Origin of the sequence: Bradyrhizobium sp. ORS 111, assembly GCF_045571485.1 — a bacterium.
In the GTDB taxonomy this organism is placed as follows: domain Bacteria; phylum Pseudomonadota; class Alphaproteobacteria; order Rhizobiales; family Xanthobacteraceae; genus Bradyrhizobium.
This window is the reverse complement of sequence record NZ_CP120701.1, coordinates 6,152,710-6,170,029: the sequence shown is the minus strand read 5'-3', so window position 1 is coordinate 6,170,029 and position 17,320 is coordinate 6,152,710. Positions and strand designations below refer to the sequence as shown.

Here is a 17,320-nt window from a genome sequence, read left to right as displayed (position 1 = left end):
TGCACGGCATCATCAACATCAGCGTCGAGATCGACGCATGCCTGCAGGCACCCGTGTTGCGGACATCTGGATATCCGCTGTGCGATGGCGGCTTGCCACCGCGATCGGTTGCGAATTCGTGCTCAGGCGTGCCTTAGCGCGTCCCTGCGAAGACGAAAGAGCAGGCGAGAGAGACGAGCAGACAACGACCGAACGAGGGCCAGATAAAAGGCCGCAATGTGCGGCTCGGTCGGTCGGTTGTTGTTGCTCTTGTTTTCTGCCGATCCGGCAATGTGCGGCTTCGGCGCGCAATGTGCGCCTTACGATCAACTCATTGCAAGGACTCTATCTTTTGCACACTGTGGACGCGGGCGATGGCTGAGGAGAAGGAATTTCAGCCTCGACCTGGCCGCATCCGCTCCTCAAGGAGCCAGCGGGCCAAGCCTTTCATCGCCCAGGCGCTTGCCGCCGCTCAGCGCGCTGGCGGCGTCGTTTCGCGGGCCGGCCATCTCACCAGCCATCGTCATTCGCGTTTCGGCCGCGGCCGGCTCGCCAGTGAACGGGCGAACCGTCTGCTCACGGGCCGCTCGCGTCTGGTGACGGTCAAGACCCGCGTCGTCCGTCATACGGCGCACTCAGCGCCGCTCGCCGCGCACCTCGGCTATCTCCGGCGCGAGGGCGTCACCCGGGACGGAGAAAAGGCCCGGCTGTTCGGTCCTGAGAGCGATGATACCAATCCCAAGGCGTTCGGTGAGCGCTGCCGGAATGACCGGCACCATTTCCGGTTCATCGTCTCACCGGAGGACGCGGTCGATATGACGGACCTCAAGGGCTTCGCGCGCGAGCTCGTCAGCCGGATGGAAGTGGACCTCGGCACTAGGCTCGACTGGGTTGCCGTCGATCACTGGAATACGCAGTACCCGCACATCCACATCCTCGTGCGCGGCATCGCAGAGAATGGTCAGGACCTCGTCATCTCCCGCGACTACATCAAGGAAGGAATGCGCGCCCGCGCGCAGGACCTGGTCACACAAGAACTTGGACCGCGCTCTGATCTCGACATTCGCCGTTCGCTCGAGAGCCAGGTCGAAGCCGAGCGCTGGACACAGCTCGATCGCCAGCTTGTTCGCGACGCAGGTTGCCACGGCGTGATCGACCTTGCGCCCGATCCGGCGGAGCGGCCCGATCAGTTCCACGCGCTGAAAGTCGGCCGGCTGCGTCGCCTGGAGAGCCTTGGCCTTGCTCATCAACTCGGGCCAGGCCAATGGGTCATGGACGAGGGCGCCGAGACAACGTTGCGCGAACTCGGCGAGCGCGGCGACATCATCAAGCGTATTCACCGAAGCCTGACCGAACGCGGCATCGAGCGCGCGACCGCGAGCTACGTGCTATCAGGCGAAAGCCTCGACGTCCCCGTCATCGGACGCCTCGTCGACCGTGGTCTCGATGACGAACTCAAGGCGACCGCCTACGCCGTGGTCGACGGCGTCGATGGCCGTACCCACCACATCAGCCTCCCCGACCTCGACGCCGCCGGCGACAGCACCCCAGGCTCGATTGTCGAGCTCCGCAAATTCGATGACGCGCGAGGGAAGCGTCGCGTGGCGCTGGCCGTCCGCTCCGATCTCTCGATCGAAGCGCAGGTGACCGCAAGTGGCGCGACATGGCTCGACCGTCAGGCGGTCGCCCGTGATCCGGTGGCGCTTGGCCAGGCCGGTTTCGGCGGCGAGGTCCGTGAAGCCATGGAACGGCGGGCCGAACAGCTTGTCGAGCAAGGTCTCGGCGAGCGCCAAGCGCGTGGAGTGGTGTTCGCGAAGAACCTCGTCGGCACACTGCGCCGCCGGGAGTTAGAGGCGCTCGGCCAGAAGCTCGCCGCCGAGACGGGCCAGCCGTTCAACCCGTCGGGCGCCGGCGAACATGTCACTGGAACCTATCGACAGCGCTTCGCGCTCGCCTCTGGCCGCTTCGCGATGATCGACGACGGTCTCGGCTTCCAGCTCGTGCCTTGGACGCCCTCACTCGAAAGGCAGCTCGGTCGACATGTCTCCGGCATCGCCCGCGACGATGGCGGCGTCGATTGGGGTTTTGGGCGCAGCCGGGGAATCGGTCTGTGAACAATTCCTCCATCACCGAATTTGAGGAAAGGCCGGCCGCCATGTCCGCGACCAAGATACTCTGGGGTCAAGTCATCACTGTCCTAGCGATCGTCCTTCTGACGATCTGGACCGCGACGGAATGGACGGCCTGGCGGCTCGGCTTCCAAGCTCAACTCGGGCGACCCTGGTTCGAACTGCTCAATTTTCCGTTTTATCTTCCACCCGCCTTCTTCTGGTGGTGGTTCGCCTACGATGCTTATGCGCCGCATATCTTCATCGAGGGCGCCTATATCGCAGCCTCCGGCGGCATCATCGCCGCGGCCGTCGCGATCGGCATGTCGGTCTGGCGCGCCCGCGAAGCGAATAATGCCGAGACCTATGGCTCGGCACGGTGGGCTGAGGCGAAGGAAATCGGGCAGGCTGGTCTGCTTGGGCCTGATGGCGTGGTCCTCGGCCGGTTCGAGCGCACCTATCTCCGTCATGACGGACCGGAGCATGTTCTGTGCTTTGCGCCGACCCGGAGCGGCAAGGGCGTCGGCCTCGTCATCCCCTCGCTGCTGACCTGGCCGGGATCCGCAATCGTGCACGACATCAAGGGCGAGAACTGGCAGCTCACCGCGGGCTTCCGAGCGCGGCATGGCCGCGTCCTTTTATTCGATCCGACCAATGCGAAGTCGTCAGCCTACAACCCGTTGCTGGAGGTTAGGCACGGCGAGCGGGAGGTGCGCGATGTCCAGAACATTGCCGACATCCTCGTCGATCCCGAAGGCAGCCTCGAGAAGCGAAACCACTGGGAGAAGACCAGTCACGCGCTCCTGGTTGGCGCGATTCTCCATGTCCTCTATGCCGAGGAGGACAAGACGCTTGCCGGCGTCGCGGCCTTCCTATCCGATCCCAAGCGGCCGATCGAATCGACGCTTGCCGCGATGATGCGGACCGCGCATCTCGGCGAGGCCGGCGTCCATCCGGTCGTTGCCTCCGCCGCGCGCGAACTGCTGAACAAGTCTGGCAACGAGCGCTCCGGTGTCCTGAGCACCGCGATGTCGTTCCTCGGCCTCTACCGAGATCCCGTGGTGGCCGAGGTGACGCGCCGCTGCGACTGGCGGATTGGTGACATCGTCGGCGGAGATCGAGCGACCACGCTCTACCTCGTCGTACCGCCATCGGACATTAACCGCACCAAGCCGTTGATCCGGCTGATCCTCAACCAGATCGGCCGCCGCCTGACCGAGGATCTCCAGGCCAAGGCCGGGCGCCGCCGGCTCCTCCTGATGCTCGACGAGTTCCCGGCCCTCGGCCGGCTCGATTTCTTTGAGTCGGCGCTCGCCTTCATGGCTGGTTACGGCATCAAGAGCTTTCTGATCGCCCAGTCGCTGAACCAGATCGAGAAGGCCTATGGGCCAAACAACTCCATCCTCGACAACTGTCACGTTCGGGTCAGCTTCGCGACCAACGACGAAAGGACGGCGAAGCGGGTGTCCGACGCATTGGGCATGGCGACCGAGATGAAGGCGATGAAGAACTATGCCGGCAGCCGGCTGGCCCCTTGGCTCGGCCACCTCATGGTGTCGCGGTCAGAGACCGCCCGGCCGCTGCTGACGCCTGGCGAGATGATGCAGCTCCCCCCATCAGACGAGATCGTCATGATGTCGGGTCTGCATCCGATCCGCGCCAAGAAGGCGCGCTATTACGAGGACAGCCGTTTCCAGGAGCGCATCCTGGCACCGCCGACGCCGACCAAGCTCAACAACAACCGGCCGGACGATTGGAGTTCACGGCCACTGCCGCCTCGACCCAAGGCACCGCCGGCGTCGACGGACGACCAGGCCGACGTAGAGGATCCGAAGACGGCTGACCGCCGGCAGCAGCCGGAACTGGATCGGGACACCGTGGAGAGGAAGGAACCGATCGACAACGAGTTCGCGCCCGATTTTGCCGACGAGCTCGATGAAGACGCTCCGCGAATCAGGCGCATGAACGACATGATGCAGGGCGTCGCGCGCCAAGCATCACTCGATCCCGGCGACGATCTCGGATTATGAGGCAAGCATGACCTCGCCGAAGAAGAAAGCCCAGATATCGGTCTATCTCGATCCAGACGTCATGAAGACGCTGTCGGCCTATGCCGCCCGGCGCGAGCAGTCGATGTCGCTCATCGCCGAAGCCGCGATCGCGTCCTTCCTGTCGCCGGACGCAGACGAACGGCGGGAGGCTGCCGTTGCCAAGCGACTTGATCAGGTCGATCGCCGCATCGCGCGGCTCGAACGCGACATGGGGATCTCGGTCGAGACCCTGGCGTTGTTCGTTCGCTTCTGGCTGACGACGACACCACCACTCCCCGAGCCGGCTGCAAAGGCGGCGAGGGCGCAGGCGGCCGCGCGCTACGACAATTTCGTCGCGGCGCTCGGGCGACGGCTCAGTCAAGGTCCAAAGCTGCGGCAGGAGATACTGGAGGATAATCAGGAGCGCGAGCCGACGTGAGGGGCAGCTCGCCTAATAGGCCGATGATCGCTAGCCGGGTAGGCGAAAATCCAACCGCGGTGGCGATTCAAGACCGTGCATCGCAAGCATTTCCAGCGCGAGAACCGATAGTGCGCAGCCGATCTCCTCAACGCATGCGGATGCATCCTTTTCGATAGACTCCCGCTCAATCGCCTAGAGGCTTGTTCACATGTCGTAATCGCCGCTGACGGCTCCTCGAAGACACGAAGTTCGGTAGGATCGAGCCCAGCAGATTGACGAAAGGGAGCAACTCCATGAACCAGTACGTTGGTTTGGAATCTCTATGGAAGACACCGGCATTTGCGTTTTGAACCGGAGCGGCGCTGCCACATTCGAAGGTTGCGTGTCCACCCAATCCGGAGGCTATCGCTCAACTCTTGCGGCGTCATGCCGGCAGTCCGCGCCTGGCGCGCGCCGGGTCCCTTCGACCCCGCACGCGCATCTTGGATGGCTTCGCAAGCGTGTCGCGTCCGAGGACGGGAGCTAGCCGTTCGCGCTCAATTTGTGGTCATTACAATGGCTGCCATTCGACATTCAAGAAGCCCTCAACGCCACCACTTAAATGCCGAAGAATCTCGTGTCTGCTTTTGGAGCCACTTCATCTTCTCGTGCTCTGCAATAAAGAGGTTGCCCTCTGTTTCACGAAGCGAGCCTGAAAAAGCGCGCGATGGGGTTTATGCCTCGGCCAATCTCTGCGATAAGGCATCGAGTACTTGAAGGCAACAGCCGTCGAGTGGCTTGCAAAACGAAATGGGAGACATTGGGTTGCGAACAGATTTTTCGCGTATCAATCGGTCTAAAGCTATCTTCGATGATATTTATGCTTTGGATGATCCAAGGGCATATTTCTCTGTCCTGGGAGACTTGGATTATATGATCCCGGACGTGGCTGAGCCGGTTGTGCGCCAAATTCTGGCAGCGAAAGCTTCGGCAACCGGCCTTAAGCCGGTCGTGCTTGATGTTGGCTGTTCATACGGCATCAACGCAGCGGTGCATCGGTTTCCACTGACCTTCGGGGGCTTGCGTCACCGCTACGCCCGGCGCGAGATGAGGGCGATCAGTTCTGAGACACTGGTGCATCTCGATCGAAATTTTTATGCAGCTTGGCCTGATGTCGGTTTGGCGCGGTTTATCGGCCTCGATATGTCGGCACCGGCGATCAGCTATGCAACGGATGTTGGTCTCCTGGAGCAGGGCATTGTCGCTGACCTTGAAAAGGAGGCGCTATCGACGGACAGCGCGCGCATTATCCGCTCCACGGATGTTATCATGTCGACGGGTTGCATCGGCTACGTTACCGAGAAAACGTTCAGCAAAATTCTCGATGCGACAGATCAGCGTCTTTGGATCATCTCCTTCGTCCTACGAATGTTCCCATTTGATTCCTTGGCCACGACGTTCGCGAGGCGTGGCCTTGTGACAGAACGTCTTGCGGGCGCGACGTTTATCCAGCGTCGCTTTCGCGATGCTGACGAGTTTGAAAGTTGTTTGGCCAGCTTGGCGGCTCTTGGCGTCGATGCTACCGGTCTTGAATCAGAAGGGCTGTTTCACGCCGATCTGATCTTGTCCCGCCCTGAGGCGGATGCGCGCGCCATGCCTCTGGAAGACATTGTCACCGTCGCCAGCGGCAGGGGTCGGCCGATCGGGCCCCGTTATGTTCATGTTGAGGGCAGCAAGGGCTTGCAGGTCGCGCTGGAGCCGTGACAGGTTCGCTTTCCGAAGATAGCCGTGGGTGTGATCCAGGGATCTGTGCACCTAAGTGGATCACGCCCTCGCTCCCTGCATGGTTACGTTCGGTCCGGTCGGCAGGCTAGAGAGAAGCCGTGCTCATGACAGCTTTGCCGATTTCGAATCCATCTGTTTCCGTGCCATATGTCGAGATCGAGGCTGGGCATCGTCAACTTAATCGACGCGGAGCCGAAGAAGGGGATTCTCAGAGGTTCGAGATTCGGCGATAGCGCTTGTCGTGGAGATCTCGCGCCAAGTCGCAAAGGCTCGCTCGCGCGAAGCACGACGGAAGTCGGCAGCGACGGCTCCGGGATAGGGGATGTTGAAAAGCTTCGCGACCTGATCGTGAACTGACAGAAACCGTTGAGCTTGGCGGGACGATTTGAAACGCTTCATGATCCGCTCGCGTCGCCACGTCGGCCTGATGAGAATTCTCGGCCCGATTGTTGGGAGCTTTGTGCTGACGATGTTCGACGTGAAAGCCCAGCTTCCCCCTCGCAGCGCCGTACGAACGGAGCTTGTCCGTGATCATCACGCGCGGCGGCGTGCCGGCGGATTTCAAGAGCTTCTTCATGAACTGCTGCGCGGCGCGCGAGTCTCTTCAGCGCTGGAAAGGCGTCGAGACGAAGCCATTCTGGTCGACAGCGCGCCAGAGCCAATGTTGTTCGCCCGCGAGCGAGATAACGATTTCGTCCAGATGCCATTTGCCGCCGCGAGCGGGAGCGCGCTGGCGAATCCGATCGGAGAACGCTTTGCCGAATTTCCTTCCCCACTGGCCCACGGTTTCATAGGTCACGCCAATGCCACACGCCGCCAGCATTTCCTCGACCATGCGCAAGCTAATACGACCAAACGGCATAGCCTGATCGCTTCCGATGGGAAGCAATGGCGGCGATAAAGAGGGGTCCCGGACGGTTGGCATGCCGGTTGTTTACCGCCTCGGCCGCTCCAATTCGTTAACTTGACGGTGCCCTTTTGCCTTCTGAATCTTGATCTCCCTCAGCACAAGGCTTGACGAACCTCGGCGAGTCGCGCCTATATGTAGACCTGTCACGGTCTTTCATTCCTATATCTCGTAGGATGGAAGCTAAGAGGGAACCCGGTGCGCCGGCAATGGCTATTCCGAGGCTGCCCCCGCAACTGTAAGCGACGAGCGGTTGTCATCATGGTCACTGGCGACAGCGCCGGGAAGGCCGACAGCCGCAGCGACCCGCGAGCCAGGAGACCTGCCGCGACAGAACGAACGTCCTCGGGCGGGGTGCCCCGGTAGGTCGCTTGCAGCCGGGGACATTTGCCCGGTCTCCTTGCAAGTCGTCCGCGGCCCCCAGCGCCAAACATCGCGGGGTTGCCGATGTCGCCGTCTTACGATTTCGATCAGCAGGGTCATCTCCTTGCACTGTCCAGTGTGCGGCCGCCGCGAGCGCAGGCAAAGCCTGCCGCGCTTCAGCTGTCTGTTCCGCCTCCATCGCTGGCTCCGCTGCCTCGGCCCCTTGCGGCGTCTCCAAAGCCGTCTGACCTCGCCCTTGATCGGTCGCGCGACAATCTCCTGACATCGTTCGGCAAGCTGACCCTGACCGACCGTTATCTGCTCCCCGGCGAAGGCATCCAAGACATGTTTGCGCGGGTATCGTGCGCGTTTGCGGACGATGTTGCCCATGCTCAGCGTCTTTATGATGCAATGTCCCGGCTGTGGTTCATGCCGGCGACGCCAGTGCTCTCGAATGGCGGCAGCACGCGTGGCCTGCCTATTTCGTGCTTCCTTAATTCGGTGTCGGACTCGCTCGAAGGCATCGTCGGCACCTGGAACGAGAATGTCTGGCTTGCCTCCAACGGTGGCGGCATCGGCACCTACTGGGGCAATGTTCGCTCGATCGGCGAGAAGGTGAAGGGCGGCGTCACCTCAGGCATCATCCCCTTCATCCACGTCATGGACGGCCTGACGCTGGCGATCAGCCAGGGCTCGTTGCGGCGCGGCTCGGCGGCGGTCTATCTCGATATCCACCATCCCGAGATCGAGGAGTTCCTCGAGATCCGCAAGGCGTCCGGCGACTTCAACCGCAAGAGCCTTAACCTCCATCACGGCATCAACGTCACCGACGAGTTCATGCGTGCCGTAGGCGCCGGCACCGCGTTCGCTCTGCGGAGCCCGAAGACTAACGAGGTCATCCGCGAGATCGACGCCCGCCAGCTGTGGCAACGCATCCTTGAGAACCGGCTGCAGACCGGCGAGCCTTATCTCTTGTTCATCGACACCGTGAACCGCGCGCTCCCCAAGCACCAGCGCGAGCTCGGCCTCAAGGTCTCGACCTCCAACCTATGCAGCGAGATTACGCTGCCGACCGGTATCGATCATCGCGACGAGGAGCGCACCGCGGTGTGCTGCCTGTCGTCGCTCAACCTCGAGACCTGGGACCAGTGGAATGAGGAGCCCGGCTTCATCGAGGACGTCATGCGCTTCCTCGATAACGTGCTCACCCGCTTCATCACGGTGGCACCGGGCGGCATGAAGCGTGCCCGCTACGCCGCCCTGCGCGAGCGCTCAGTCGGCCTCGGCGTCATGGGCTTCCACTCGTTTCTCCAGGCCAAGGGCATTCCGATGGAGAGTGTCTTGGCCAAGTCGTTCAATCTGAACATGTTCCGAAAAATCCGTCGCGATGCCGACGCGGCGTCCGTGGCGCTCGCTCGTGAGCGTGGCCCGTGCCCGGATGCCATGGAACGCGGCGTGATGGCGCGCTTCAGCCACAAGATCGCGATCGCGCCGACCGCCTCGATCAGCATCATCTGCGGCGGCACCAGCGCCTGCATCGAGCCGATCCCGGCCAACATCTACACCCACAAGACGTTGTCGGGCGCCATCTCGGTGCGTAATCCGCATCTCGCCAAGGTGCTGACCGCCAAGGGCGCCGATACCTCGGCGACCTGGCAGTCGATCATCGCGCACGAGGGTTCGGTCGCCCATCTCGACATCCTGTCGGAGCACGAGAAAGCGATCTTTCGCACCGCCTTCGAGATCGATCAGCGCTGGATCGTCGAGCTTGCCGCCGACCGTGCCGCGTTCATCTGCCAGAGCCAGTCGATCAACCTCTATCTGCCGGCCGACGTCGATAAGTGGGACCTCCACATGCTGCACTGGACGGCATGGGAGCGCGGGGTGAAGAGCCTCTATTACTGCCGCTCAAAATCGATCTCGCGCGCGGCGTTCGCCGGCAAGATCGCCGACGGCGACAAGGTTGCACCGCCGCAGCGCACCGACTATGAGGAGTGCCTCGCATGTCAGTGATCGATCTCTCGTCCGTCGATCCGCGCACGCTGATCGGCAAGGGGCGGGTCGGCCTGCTTGACTCGACCGGCAGCTATGACGTCGATCGCTACGCCTGGGCTTACGAGTTCTGGAAGCGCCAGCAGCAGACCCACTGGATGGGCGAGGAGGTGCCGCTCGGCGCCGACCTCAAGGACTGGGCGTCGGACCGCGTCACGGCCAACGAGCGCGCGCTGCTCACCCAGATCTTCCGTTTCTTCACTCAGTCGGACATCGAGGTCGGCGACAACTATCTCAAGCGCTACATCCCGATCTTCCAGCCACTCACCGTCCAGATGATGATGGCCGCCTTCACCAACATGGAGACGGTCCACATCGACGCCTATGCGCTTCTGCTCAAGACGCTCGGCATGCCAAAGACCGAGTTCGAGGCGTTCCGCGGCTATGCGGAGATGCGCGCCAAGGCGGAATACATGCACGAGTTCGGCGTCGACACCGTGGCTGATGTCGCCCGCACCCTGGCGATGTTCGGCGCCTTCACCGAAGGCATGGCGTTGTTCGCGAGCTTCGCCATGCTGCTCAACTTCCCGCGTCATAACAAGATGAATGGCATGGGACAAATCGTAAGCTGGTCAGTGCGCGACGAGAGTCTCCACTGCGAGGGCATCATCAAGCTATTTCACGAATGGCACAGTGAAACCGGCGCGGTGACGCGCTCCGTCCGCGATGACATCGTCGACGTCGCAAAGACCATGGTGAAGCTGGAGGAGAACTTCGTCGATCTCGCCTTCGGCCTCGGCAAGATCGAGGGCATGCTGCCTGAGCAGATCCACGCCTACGTCCGCTATGTGGCTGACTGGCGACTTAGCCAGCTCCGGATTGCCCCGGTCTTCGGCTTCTTTGAGGCCAAGGAGGGCGGATTCACCCAGCTCAAGGCGCATCCGCTGCCGTGGCTCGTCGAGATTCTCAATGGCGTCGAGCACGCCAATTTCTTCGAGCAGCGTGCCACGGAGTACTCCAAGGCGGCGAGCCGCGGCAGCTGGGACGGCGAAGATGGGGTGTGGGCGGTTTTCGGCCGTATATAGGCAACCCGAGCAGCGGTTGGTGCGTCAGCTCGTGTGCATCTCGGACGTTCGCGGAAGTCCGCTCTGCTGCTGCTCTCTGGGGTACAGCGGACACCAAGCGGCATGATCGACGCCGCTCGAAATTATGATGGAGTGGGCGCCGCAGACGGCATCGATGTGCCAAAGCGGAGGTGTTGAGCTCCACTTAAGGGGAGGCGTCCGTGTCAGAGGTTATCATAATCGGTCTGGATATCGCCAAGCACGTTTTTACGCCCACGGAGCGGATGAGCGCGTTCAGCATGCGGATTAGCCGAGGAAAGCTGCTGGATTTCTTCGCGGCCCAGCCGAGTTGCACGATAGCGCTGGAGGCATGTGGTGGAGCGCATCACTGGGGCCGTCAGCGCGCCCAGCTTGGCCACGAAGTTCGACTAATTACGCCCGCCTATGTAAAGCCGTTTGGTGCGCCCCGACGGCGCGTATTGCCAGCTGAGAAAGATCCACCCAGAGAATTGTCGATTGATCTGGTAGCTGACGAGCGGTTTGGACGAGCAATCGGATAGACGGAAGCCTCACGACGAAGGTCGTCTTGGGCGGCCGAGCAATCCAGCGGGCCGTAACGTGAGTGAGTGCGCCGGGAGAAACCGGCAAGGAGTATGTGGTGAAAGTCCACTGCGATGAAGGAGTAGCAATCCACGTCGCCCCTGATCCGTGCGCAGGCGTCCGTGAGGACGTCGGCGAAGCGTCGGTGGGGGAGCGTATAGGCCAGCCATTGAGCGTGTGCTGCAGCAGCATAGAAAAGGAGAGTTCGAGATGAACGCCTAGCCATGTGCGTAAGCTGCGCGAAAAGATGGGGGTGGGCCCTCCGGGATCGGCGTTCAGGCGCGGGCCCCAAACCAGTCCAAGCGGCTGCGCTCAAAAGGTGTGGTCGTGAGCGTTGGATCAAAAGTCCGAAGAGAAATTCGGGCAGGTGAGCGTTCGCGAGACGAATGAAAATGAACCCTCGATGACGCGTCGAAAGCTGGTGGACGTTGCTAAAACCAGAAGCGGCTCAATCTTCTGGGATAAGCCTATCGGCAACCTGACTACTGGGTAGGCAGCAACCGGCGTAGAGGGGGCGTGAAGCGGATGCAGGCTTTCGCGTGGAACTGCAGGAACCAGACTTTGGATGCCAAGGAAGAAGCTGAAGCGACCAAAATCGCGAGGCGAGAGTACCGATGCCAAGGTCTGGGGCGGACCGACTCGTAAGAGCTTCGAAGGCTCTGTAATGGGGCCGGAGCAAAGGGGTCGGATCAGGACGGTTGTGATCATGGACCAACTGGAGACAGGATGAATACGACGATCACGACAGACAAGCCGTTTAGCATCGATAAGAGAAGTGTGGTTCGGGCTTATAAAGCGGTTAAATCCAAACGTGGTGCGGCTGGCGTGGACGGGCAGACGCTCGGGGAGTTTGATAAAGATCTGAAGGGCAACCTTTATAAGATCTGGAATCGGATGAGCTCGGGCAGCTACTTTCCTCCGTCAGTGCGTGCAGTCTCTATTCCGAAAAAGGGGGGAGATGGCGAAAGGATTCTGGGTATTCCGACCGTCAGCGATCGCATCGCGCAGATGGTTGTTGCGCAGTACCTTGAACCGATTCTTGATCCAATTTTTCTTCCAGACTCCTATGGTTACAGACCGAAGAAATCGGCCCTGGAAGCCGTGGGTGTTACGCGCGAGCGGTGCTGGAAGTATGATTGGGTTCTTGAATTCGATATCAAAGGACTATTCGACAACATCCCGCACGATCTTTTGCTCAAAGCGGTTCGAAAGCATGTAACGTGCAAATGGGTTCTGCTCTACATCGAAAGATGGCTCAAGGTACCCATGGAAAAGGACGGAGTGTTGATCGAGCGAACTCGCGGTACCCCTCAAGGGGGCGTTGTTAGTCCGGTTCTCTCCAATCTTTTCCTGCACTATTGTTTCGACCTCTGGATGACACGGAAACACCCTGACCTCCCATGGTGCCGCTATGCAGATGACGGCCTAGTCCACTGCCGGACTGAGCAGGAAGCGATGGCCCTAAGGGCCGATCTTCAGGTTCGGCTCATGGAGTGCGGGCTGGAGATGCATCCCACCAAGAGCAAGATCGTCTACTGCAAAGACAGCAACCGACGAAGCGAATATCCGAACGTCAGCTTCGACTTTCTCGGGTATCGCTTTCACCCCCGCCGGGCAGAAAATACACGGAGCAAGCAAGTGTTCTGTAATTTTCTCCCAGCGGTCAGCCCGTCAGCGTTGAAGTCTATGCGTTCGGCGATTCGGGACTTGGACATCCGCCAAAGAACCCAGGTGTCGCTGGCAGACATCGCCCGTGAGATCAATCCGCTCCTTCGAGGGTGGATTGCCTATTACGGACGATACACGCGCTCGGCTCTGGGCCCATTTCTGGCATTCGTCGATCAGACGCTCCGGGCGTGGCTGATGCGGAAGTTCAAGCGCTTTAAGGGACAGAAGACCCGAGCAGGAAAGATCATCGCTCGATTATCTCGAGAATGGAGTGACCTTTTCGCACACTGGAAACTCGGACTACGCGGCTCGTTGGCCTGATGGGAGCCCAGTGAGGGGAGACCCTCACGCTGGGATCTGAGAGAGGCCGGCGGTGAGATTCCGCCGGCCTACTCGCCCGCGAAACCGTTATAAATCCGAGTGCCGACGTTGTTCACTTGACGGAAGGCAAAATCGGCAGGCGCGATATTGCGAGTGCCCGCCGAGCTCGGCGTGGTCTGAGACCCTGGCATGTACGGACGCTCCTTGTGCGGGAACCGGGAGATCTTTGGATCGGCCATAGGCCTTCCGGGCCGATGGTCCGTGGCGGGAAGGCGAGGAGCCGTAGCCGCTGATGCACGATCCAGAGAAGTCTGACTCCGGCATAGTAGCGACGAAGCCGACGAACAAGGCCGGGCAACCGGCTGCGGAGCCGGTGGAGCCAAGGCCGGGGACCAAGGGGAACGTGGGCCAGCAAAGCACGCACCGGGCGCAGAGTCGGATTCGCGTGACCCAGGCGCTGGACCGCGTACGACAAGCAGCAAGGCAAAGAAAGAAGGAGCGGTTCACCGCGCTTCTCCACCACATCAATGTCGATACCCTGAAGACGGCATTCTACGCGCTGAAGCGCAAAGCCGCCCCCGGGGTGGATGGCGTCACGTGGCAGGATTACGAGTCGGATCTTGAGCTCAGGCTCGAGGATCTGCACGGACGGGTCCATCGAGGAGCCTACCGGCCGCAACCGTCTCGCCGGACGTATATCCCGAAGGCGGATGGAAAGCAGCGGCCACTGGCGATCGCCGCCTTGGAAGACAAAATCGTCCAGGGCGCAACCGTCTTGGTGCTCAACGCGATCTACGAAGTCGACTTCGTCGGTTTCTCCTATGGGTTCCGACCCAGACGGGGACCGCACGATGCGTTGGATGCACTTTCGACAGCGATCAAAATAAAGAAGGTGAACTGGATACTTGACGCCGACATCCAAAACTTCTTTGGAGCTGTTAGTCAGGAATGGCTCACCCGCTTCCTAGAACATAGGATCGGCGACAAGCGCATCGTCCGCCTCATCCAGAAGTGGCTCAAGGCGGGTATACTTGAAGACGGAGTCGTAACAGTCGATGACAGGGGGACGGGCCAAGGTTCGGTAATTTCACCGCTCCTGGCCAATGTCTACATGCATTACTGCTTCGATCTCTGGGCCGAACGCTGGAGACGGCAAGAAGCCCGGGGCAACATGATCGTCGTGCGTTATGCCGACGATCGTGCGCCACGACGGCGCGAAGGAGGTGTGATGTAGAGCACCTTTGAGCAGCCTTGCTGCACAGAAGATGGGGGTTGGCCCCTCGAACTCGGGTTGCAGGATCAGGGTTCAAACCACCGGCTGCTGCTTCGGCCCAATGGTCGAGGTGGTGAGCGAGACCGGAAAAGGCAGAGCGAGACTCTGTCAGGTAAGGATCGAGGAGACGAGCGCAAGCGAACCACCGATGAACTGTCGAAAGCGTAGGGAAGACGTCAAAACCAAGGGGTAGTCGTTATCTTGGGATCAGTCTGAGCGATACCTGTTTACGGCTCAGGCGGCGTCCGGCAGGCGAGGTGGCGTGACCTCGGTTCAGGCTTCTGTGCGGAACGTGGGAACCTGTATCGCGATGCCAAGGGAATGGTTCAAGTGGAAGCCCCACAAGAGTCTGAGTACCAATGCGCGATGCAGGGACGGAGCCGTGTGTAGTAGTGACGAAGGCACTGTAATGGTGGCGGAGCGAAGGCACGGCACTGTCCCGCTTGATTGGAAGAACAACCGGAAACGGGAGGACTCTTTTGGGTCAAGCAAAGCCGTATGACATCCCCAAGCGCTGGGTTTGGGAGGCGTACAAACGGGTTAAAGCAAATCGGGGCGCAGCCGGTGTGGACGAGCAGTCGATCGAGGTGTTCGAGGCAGACTTGCAGAGCAATCTGTACAAGCTCTGGAATCGAATGTCTTCGGGCAGCTACTTTCCACCGCCGGTCAAGCGTGTGCAGATCGACAAGCGCGACGGCGGGAAGAGGCCGCTAGGAATTCCGACGCGCCGGGCATAATACACCTCATACAGTTTGCGTTGGGGATGGTGGGTGAAGATGGCTTGAAGTCGCAACCCATTTTCGGAGACGCCGGTCGACGCAATCGTCGATGGTGATTGCATATGGCGCATTCGGCTTGCGTTGCAGCGCCGAGACTATACCACGTTCGATCCAGTAATGGACGACCCACAGGCTGACGCCAAATCTCTCACAAACCTGGCTGACGTTCAACGTTCCGGCGGGAAGAGATCGGCCAGTGATACGATGCTTGTAGCGGATCCATCGAATCATGCTGACGGTGAACGGCCTGCCGGTCGAGCTTGTCTGACCATTGCTTTTGAGTTGCGCGACGATCTCATGATCATCATGTAGTTCCGCCAGCGCGCGGATTTTGGCAACGAACTCTTCGGGATAACGAACTGCTTCGGGGCGGTTCGGCCGCTGCCGGACCTCAATTGTCTCAGTAGCCCCACCTTGCCAGCGAATTTGCAATCGCAGCAGTTTGGGCTCTGGACCCTTAGCGACGGTGATGTCGCGTATCAACAGGCGGAGCATGCGCTTGCGGTCACGAGCTGAAGTGCTTGAAGCCTTCCACAGTCGGGGGAAGTCCCTGCCAAGCTGCAGTATTTGCTGCCTCTGTTCGGTTGTGATGCTACGCAGGTTCTGGCGCTCAAAATTGGCCAATTCAGTCTCGAGCTCGAGAAGCCGCTCCATTGCATCGTTCCAGCGCTTCTCGAGCGTACTGGCAACCAACCGATTGCTGGGGTCTGCTTCTTCATAGCGTCGTTCTGCCAAGTCACAATCATAACGGGCCCGGTCTATCCTTCGTTGCCATTGCGCAGCAATTGACCTATCGCGCTCCTCCAAGCTTGTCAGCGCTTGCAACGCCAGTTTAACCGTCAGTGGCGTGACGGCGGTCAACAGGCGCTCTGCAATGGCGTGATCAAGCGGTTTTGATGGCAGAGACATGCAGTGCTGCGGCGCCAGTGCCTCCCGACGCCTCCAATTGCATTCATAGATCGGGTAAAGACCGCCATTGCCGGCGTAGCGCACATTTAGACGCCGTCCGCAAGCGCCACAAAGCAATAAACCTTGCAGCAAACAAAGTCCCTCTCGAGCGGGGCCGGCGATAACTTCGCTATTGGTCCTGTTCGCCGCCAAGTGTTCGCGGTTGGTAAGGAATCGATCCCAGGTAATATAACCAGCATGGTGATCGGGAATGACAACACGCCACTCATCTTGTGGCATGCGGCGCAACTGAGTTTGGATCTCACCGGTAGGACCAACCTGCTTACAAGATTGATATCGGCCAAACACGTAAGTGCCGGCGTAAGAAGGATTGGCAAGAACACCGAGCACGCGTGAATGCGTAAGTCGTCCCCAGATCAGCTTGCCGTCCCAGACGCCGCCATAGGCTCGGCGTGGAAAGACAAGGCCGAGTTCATTGAACCGTTTAACTACGCCGTAGGCGCTGCTCTCTTGTTCAAATAGTTCGAAGACTGTTCGAACCGCGCCTTGCACTTCCTGATCGGGGTCGAGGGTGATCCTATCGCCGTCGAATACCAAACCGACCGGCAGAGGGAAGTGCAATTCACCTTTCTGCGCCTTGTTGAGTTTGCCTCCGTGGAGGCGCGCGCGAATGATGTGCAGCTCTGCCTGAGCAAACGTACCCTTCATGCCAAGCACAAGGCTGTCGTTGAAGTCCGCCGGATTGTAGCAGCCATCGCCGTCGAACACCAATGTGCGTGTCACCGCGCACAGCTCCAGCAAGCGATGCCAATCCTTGTTCGAGCGGGCCAGGCGCGAGGCTTCCAGAGAGAAGATCGCGCCGACTTGGCCCATTGCCACATCGCTGACCAGCGTCTTGAAGTCGTCGCGATTGGTCGCCTGCTCGCCGGAGTGACCGAGATCCCGGTCGAGGATCCGGATCTGCTCCGGAGTCCACCCGAGCGACCTCGCTTGGTCCGCTAAGTTGTACTGGCGCTCTGTGCTCTCTTGATTGAAGCGGACTTGCCCCATCGTCGACTGACGGATGTAGATGCAGGCCTGCCGCGCGAGATGATGATCGGCAATCTTGGGATTGATCATGATCGGGTCCTTCCACATCGGGC

At 60.4% G+C, this 17,320-nt stretch carries 10 protein-coding genes, 2 pseudogenes and 1 riboswitch; of the genes and pseudogenes, 10 read left to right on the top strand and 2 right to left on the bottom strand.

Features of this window, described 5'->3' with window-relative positions; genetic code table 11:
- Positions 1-353: 353 nt before the first annotated feature.
- From P6U30_RS28380 to P6U30_RS28365, 4 genes are all read left to right on the top strand, one after another.
- Complete coding sequence (locus tag P6U30_RS28380; RefSeq protein WP_407166135.1) at positions 354-2,093, top strand: relaxase/mobilization nuclease domain-containing protein; 1,740 nt, start codon at positions 354-356, stop codon at positions 2,091-2,093.
- Between the two features lie 41 nt (positions 2,094-2,134).
- Complete coding sequence (locus P6U30_RS28375; protein WP_407166134.1) at positions 2,135-4,117, top strand: conjugal transfer protein TraG; 1,983 nt, start codon at positions 2,135-2,137, stop codon at positions 4,115-4,117.
- A 7-nt stretch (positions 4,118-4,124) separates the two neighbouring features.
- On the top strand, positions 4,125-4,556 hold the full coding sequence (locus P6U30_RS28370; RefSeq protein WP_407166133.1) for a CopG family transcriptional regulator: 432 nt from the start codon (positions 4,125-4,127) through the stop codon (positions 4,554-4,556).
- A 786-nt stretch (positions 4,557-5,342) separates the two neighbouring features.
- Positions 5,343-6,281 carry a class I SAM-dependent methyltransferase gene (locus P6U30_RS28365; protein WP_407166132.1) on the top strand — a complete coding sequence of 313 codons (939 nt, stop codon included), beginning with the start codon at positions 5,343-5,345 and terminating at the stop codon, positions 6,279-6,281.
- Between the two features lie 206 nt (positions 6,282-6,487).
- On the opposite strand, the pseudogene P6U30_RS28360 reads toward P6U30_RS28365, so the two are convergent.
- Positions 6,488-7,227: pseudogene (locus P6U30_RS28360) on the bottom strand (IS6 family transposase); the annotation flags it as partial.
- Positions 7,228-7,341: 114 nt separating this feature from the next.
- Positions 7,342-7,554, top strand: a riboswitch (cobalamin riboswitch).
- A 102-nt stretch (positions 7,555-7,656) separates the two neighbouring features.
- Here P6U30_RS28360 and P6U30_RS28355 point away from each other — a divergent pair.
- From P6U30_RS28355 to P6U30_RS28330, 6 genes and pseudogenes are all read left to right on the top strand, one after another.
- Positions 7,657-9,585: a ribonucleoside-diphosphate reductase subunit alpha gene (locus tag P6U30_RS28355; RefSeq protein ID WP_407166131.1), complete on the top strand. Its 1,929-nt coding sequence runs from the start codon at positions 7,657-7,659 to the stop codon at positions 9,583-9,585.
- On the top strand, positions 9,576-10,649 hold the full coding sequence (locus tag P6U30_RS28350) for a ribonucleotide-diphosphate reductase subunit beta (protein WP_407166130.1): 1,074 nt from the start codon (positions 9,576-9,578) through the stop codon (positions 10,647-10,649). Before P6U30_RS28355 ends, P6U30_RS28350 begins: the two co-directional genes overlap by 10 nt.
- 200 nt (positions 10,650-10,849) lie before the next feature.
- Positions 10,850-11,188, top strand: coding sequence for a hypothetical protein (locus P6U30_RS28345; protein WP_407166129.1), 339 nt, complete (start codon positions 10,850-10,852; stop codon positions 11,186-11,188).
- 766 nt (positions 11,189-11,954) lie between these two features.
- Positions 11,955-13,217 (top strand): group II intron reverse transcriptase/maturase, encoded by a 1,263-nt coding sequence (gene ltrA / locus P6U30_RS28340; RefSeq protein ID WP_407166128.1) that lies wholly within the window; start codon positions 11,955-11,957, stop codon positions 13,215-13,217.
- 292 nt (positions 13,218-13,509) lie between these two features.
- The gene (locus P6U30_RS28335) at positions 13,510-14,451 is read left to right on the top strand and encodes a reverse transcriptase domain-containing protein (RefSeq protein ID WP_407166127.1); all 942 of its coding nucleotides are present in this window, start codon (positions 13,510-13,512) and stop codon (positions 14,449-14,451) included.
- Positions 14,452-14,969: 518 nt separating this feature from the next.
- A pseudogene (locus tag P6U30_RS28330) lies at positions 14,970-15,215 on the top strand (group II intron reverse transcriptase/maturase); the annotation flags it as partial.
- An 18-nt stretch (positions 15,216-15,233) separates the two neighbouring features.
- On the opposite strand, the gene P6U30_RS28325 reads toward P6U30_RS28330, so the two are convergent.
- The gene (locus P6U30_RS28325; protein WP_253624530.1) at positions 15,234-17,297 is read right to left on the bottom strand and encodes a recombinase family protein; all 2,064 of its coding nucleotides are present in this window, start codon (positions 17,295-17,297) and stop codon (positions 15,234-15,236) included.
- Positions 17,298-17,320 lie beyond the last annotated feature (23 nt).

Coding starts and splice junctions, on each gene's coding strand:
- P6U30_RS28325 (WP_253624530.1), bottom strand. CDS start 17,297: ATGATCAATCCCAAGATTGCCGATCATCATCTCGCGCGGCAGGCCTGC.
- P6U30_RS28380 (WP_407166135.1), top strand. CDS start 354: ATGGCTGAGGAGAAGGAATTTCAGCCTCGACCTGGCCGCATCCGCTCC.
- ltrA (WP_407166128.1), top strand. CDS start 11,955: ATGAATACGACGATCACGACAGACAAGCCGTTTAGCATCGATAAGAGA.
- P6U30_RS28375 (WP_407166134.1), top strand. CDS start 2,135: ATGTCCGCGACCAAGATACTCTGGGGTCAAGTCATCACTGTCCTAGCG.
- P6U30_RS28350 (WP_407166130.1), top strand. CDS start 9,576: ATGTCAGTGATCGATCTCTCGTCCGTCGATCCGCGCACGCTGATCGGC.
- P6U30_RS28355 (WP_407166131.1), top strand. CDS start 7,657: ATGTCGCCGTCTTACGATTTCGATCAGCAGGGTCATCTCCTTGCACTG.
- P6U30_RS28370 (WP_407166133.1), top strand. CDS start 4,125: ATGACCTCGCCGAAGAAGAAAGCCCAGATATCGGTCTATCTCGATCCA.
- P6U30_RS28335 (WP_407166127.1), top strand. CDS start 13,510: ATGCACGATCCAGAGAAGTCTGACTCCGGCATAGTAGCGACGAAGCCG.